Origin of the sequence: Vibrio sp., from assembly GCF_050299255.1 — a bacterium.
Classification (GTDB): Bacteria; Pseudomonadota; Gammaproteobacteria; order Enterobacterales; family Vibrionaceae; genus Vibrio.
On the sequence record NZ_JBNKVP010000135.1, the window covers coordinates 1 to 4,454 of the forward strand.

Annotated in this window: 4 protein-coding genes and 1 pseudogene; 4 read left to right on the top strand and 1 reads right to left on the bottom strand. The window is 48.7% G+C overall.

The window, feature by feature from the left end; all coding sequences use genetic code 11:
• Positions 1-689 (top strand): adenosine deaminase (add, locus tag ACQY6F_RS18225; RefSeq protein WP_428776480.1); only part of this gene is annotated, 689 nt, incomplete at its 5' end.
• A 48-nt stretch (positions 690-737) separates the two neighbouring features.
• On the opposite strand, the gene ACQY6F_RS18230 is transcribed toward add, so the two are convergent.
• A complete protein-coding gene (locus ACQY6F_RS18230) occupies positions 738-1,922 on the bottom strand; it encodes an NnrS family protein (RefSeq protein WP_428776481.1) in 1,185 nt (394 codons plus the stop codon).
• Between the two features lie 245 nt (positions 1,923-2,167).
• Between ACQY6F_RS18230 and ACQY6F_RS18235 the strand changes: the two genes are divergently transcribed.
• The 3 genes and pseudogenes from ACQY6F_RS18235 to ACQY6F_RS18245 form a co-directional block, all read left to right on the top strand.
• On the top strand, positions 2,168-3,112 hold the full coding sequence (locus tag ACQY6F_RS18235) for a CorA family divalent cation transporter (RefSeq protein WP_428776483.1): 945 nt from the start codon (positions 2,168-2,170) through the stop codon (positions 3,110-3,112).
• Between the two features lie 22 nt (positions 3,113-3,134).
• Positions 3,135-3,701, top strand: a complete 567-nt coding sequence (locus ACQY6F_RS18240) for a gamma-glutamylcyclotransferase family protein (protein WP_428776485.1) — start codon at positions 3,135-3,137, stop codon at positions 3,699-3,701.
• A 91-nt stretch (positions 3,702-3,792) separates the two neighbouring features.
• Positions 3,793-4,454 (top strand): annotated as a pseudogene (locus tag ACQY6F_RS18245) (hypothetical protein); the annotation flags it as partial.

Below are 4,454 nucleotides of genomic sequence, written 5' to 3' on the forward strand. Positions count from 1 at the left end.
ATACCGTGATCAACGGTATTCACCGGGCATTGGTCGAAGGAGAACAGCAACTGGGTATTTCCAGCCAGATAATCATGTGCTTTCTGCGTCATCTTGACGAGGCAGACGCTTTCGTCACGCTGGAGCAAGCGCTGGCCCATAAAGACAAGATCATTGGGGTTGGCCTCGACTCGTCAGAGCTCGGTCACCCACCGGAAAAATTCAGCCATGTGTTCCACAAAGCCCGTGAAGCTGGTTTCATTACCGTGGCCCACGCCGGCGAGGAAGGTCCGGCGACAAACATCAGCACCGCTTTAGATCAACTTAAAGTCAGCCGCATTGACCATGGCGTTCGCTGTGTGGACGACCCTGCTTTAGTCCAGCGGTTGATAGAAGAGCAAATCCCGCTCACTGTCTGTCCGCTGTCGAACATCAAACTAAGAGTGTTTGAGGACATGCAGCAACACAATATTGTCGAGCTGTTGCGTCAAGGCTTGTGTGTCACGATAAATTCCGACGATCCGGCCTATTTTGGTGGCTATATGACGGATAACTTCATTGCCGTTGCCAAGGCACACGACATCACCGCACAAGAGTTAGCGCAGTTTAGTATTAACGCCATTCAGGCCAGTTTTCTGGCTCCGCAAGTGAAGCAGGATCTGATTGCCGACGTGTGGAAAGTGGTGGAAGAAATCTCGCCCGCCGAATAACCAAAAACAGGGAGCATTGGCTCCCTGTTTCTATTCAATTACTCTCTGCTAGCCCGGATGACCGTCAACTCTCGGCCTGACCAGCATAGGACCGAAATGCCTCAGGTAGAGAACAAACGCCAGCACCCAGAGCACCGCGCTGATATTGATCAGCAGGTAGAATTGATCGGGTAACAGCACCACTGCCACGCTACGGGTTACCGCCGCCAGTAACAGAGCGGCAAAGGCCAGTGTCATATTCGGGCCTTCATATATCGCCCGTCCGGTATGGCCCATCGTGACCCGGGCAATCATGGCTAGAACCACGCCAGCCAGAGCGCCGATAGCAAACAAGTGCAGCATGGTATGGCTGGCAAACGGATCAGATAATAGACCTCGCAATAACAGGCTGAGCGGCAAACACAGATAGCCCAAATGCAGTGACCAAACCAATGGCTCGCTGAAGGTCCGCCAACTTTGCCAGCGTATGACCCTGATCAGCTGAGCTACACCAGCGATCAGCATCAGTGGCTGTCCCAGTTGAGCAAACGTCACCGGGAAAAAACTGAGAATGAACAACCCGATTAGCGGGATTTGCGCGGCAGCCTCGAGCCAGAGTAACGGCATTGGCTTTTCAAAATTAAACCGGCGTGCCGTAAAGAATGGAATTACCCGGCCACCCATCACGGAGATCAACAAGGTAAACCACCATAACATGGCCTGCCATACTGCCGATGAGGTAAAAGGCGGCATACCTTTTATGGTGGCGTAACTGGCAAAGTTAGCGGCTATTGCCAGAGCAAACAGCGGAATAAAAAACAGATTCCGCCAGCCTTTCGCTTTTACCACCCGCGAACCGATTTCATACGCGGCCAGTAACAAGAACAGGGCTTCTATACTTGATGTCAGCCACAATGGCGCAGGAGTCCAGAGCAACAACCTGGGAGCTAGCCATAACAAGACTAACAGCGCGAGCCGATGATGTTTAGTGCCATTGATCCCGGTCCAGTTTTGTACCGCTGTCAGCACAAAGCCCACCACGATCGCCATGGCAAATCCGAACAACATTTCGTGCGCGTGCCACCATAAAGCAGGCACGGCCAATGGGCTGGGTTGTCCGGACTGAAACGCCCATACCCAAATAACAACGGCCAGCGCGGCATAGCCACTGCCCAGCAAAAAGAACGGTCGAAATCCTAGTCTCAGCCACGCGGGAATGGCTTCTTCCACCCGCTTATCGGTAATATTGAGCAAACTGCATACTCCATTTAAATCTTACTGATATAAACACTGCATAAAACGTTCCAAATTTAAGTTATTGATTATTTGCCACTTAAGTTCGCTTTCATGTCCCAATGACAAAACTGGCCACAATAATATGACCCAAACGTGTCAATTTGACACCAACCAGCTCTATTGTTTTTTGCTTAAGCAAAGTTATTGACTTTACGACGATTTCCAACCAGATTTTAACCAGTTAAAACAAATATGGGGCAGCAATGAGCCATTTGATAGAACAGTGGAATTTTAACAGCACACCTGCGATACAAGTACAACAACCTGATAGTCGCATTGAACCCAACCATTGGTACCACTGTCAACGTGATGCTCCCGGACTCAAACAGTGGTTAACACAAAATCAGGTGCCGGCTGGTTTAATTGACAGCATACTGGCAGAAGAAACCCGACCAACGTTTGAGCAATACGATGGGGAAAATTTCGTCCTGATCCTGCGTGGCATCAATATGAATGAAAACAGCAGCCCGGAAGATATGCTCAGTATTCGTCTGCTCTATTTTAACGGCGCACTTATCAGCACCAGAAAAACTCCATCTAAAGCAGTTAGTACAGTGCGGGAGAAGTTGGCTGCCCACACCGGCCCCAACAATTTACACAGCCTGATACAACAAATCATCGATGGCCTGAACACTAACCTGGATCGGTTTCTGGCCACCTTAGAGGCACGAATCGAACAGTTTGACTCACTAACCAGTTTAACTGAGGAAGTGGTATCAACCCATAAAGCGCTGCTGAAAACCAAACGCTTTATCAGGCCGCAACTCTATGCGATTAAAGATTATCGTCTCAGCAACTCCGAATTGGCCCAGGCCAGTGAGGAGCGGCTTAAGCACAGCGTCAATACGGTAACCCGCATTAATGAGAACATTGAGTTTTATATTGGTGAGCTGGATTTGATCGCCAACGAACTGCGTCATTTTCACTCGGAAAAAATGAATCAGAATACTTACCTGTTCTCGATTGTTGCGGCCATTTTCCTGCCGACCTCGTTTTTGACCGGCCTGCTGGGCATCAATATAGGTGGCATGCCCGGAGTTGAAGATCCACAAGCCTTCTGGCTATTTTCTGGCGGAATTTTGGGCATATTTGTGCTAGAACTGTTTATTCTCAATCGATTAGGTTTTTTCTCACAACGCGGAAAATAGCATCAAGCAAAACAGGAGAGTTATGGCACATTATATCTTTGGCTACGGCAGTTTAATGAACTCGGCATCGCGCTTACTTACCGGTCAAACGGCTACAGCGGTACCGGCCGTGGCACATGGCTATCAGCGATTGTGGGGAAAAGTGAACGATGACTACCACCATTCCCCTCTGGTTGTCACTCCTGGTGATGGCCTAGTGAATGGCATGCTGCTGAAAACCGATGCTCTGCAACTCAAAGAGTTCGACCGGCGAGAGCATGGCTATCAACGCACCGAGATTAATCACCCTCAGCTTGACTGCGACCACTTGTTTTCAAGCCAGGATTCAGTCTGGATTTACATTCGGCCAGACTCACAGCCGCCTTGTGAACGCAGTCCTATTATGCAAACTTACGTCGATACGGTGTTGTCTGGCTGCCTGGAAGTGTCTGAGCAGTTTGCCAAGCAATTTATTCAACATACTCACGGCTGGGATCGACCGCTAGAGAATGACCGACATCAGCCTAAATATGGCAATCGGGTAGATGTTCAGCCACAAATATTGTCGCATATTGACGCCCTGCTGGTAAATGCATTGGGTTTTATATAATCTAGTGCACCTTTAGTTTGATAAACAATTGATGTATAAACCAAAATCATCACATCGAATGATAAGCCATTATAGCTTAATGGTCTGACATATGAGTAAAGGCCAACTAATGGACAAACCAACGTCTCATCCAGCCCTCGCGCTGCTTTTGCTAGGGCTGCTTTTTTTCTGTTTTAACCCTCTTATACCCCGTGACAACCCGATACTGCTTTATGATGCCAAGCGTTTTTTTGCTTGCGCTGTTATCGGTCTATTTACCCTGTGGTTGATTTGTTCCCCCCCACTACGCGCGCAATGCGGGCGAACCATCACCAGCCTCAGCATCTGGACCAAGTGGCTGGTTGGTCTCCTACTGGGATTTGCCGCCTTGGCTAACTTTAGGGGACTGTTTTTCTGGTCAGCTCAGGCCAACTATTTCTACCTGATCGGCTTGCTTCTTACCGCAACGATACTAACCAACCTAGTCAAGGGACAAAAAAGCAATATCTATAGCTACTATGCCTGGATGTTGGTGTTTATGTTCCTGTCTGTAGGAGTCGGTTTCTGGATAAGAGTGTCACACAACATGCCAGTGAACCTGCAGACCATACTGAGCTTTGCCAACGCTCGCTTTCTTAATCAGGTTCAGGTTTGGTTGGTTATTCCGATCATGTATCTCTGTTTACTGCCTAAACAGTCGGCTGTGACGACTACCGCGCTTAAAATAGTCCTAGTGCTGACTGTCAGCACGATTGTGGCAACCGATAGATCGGA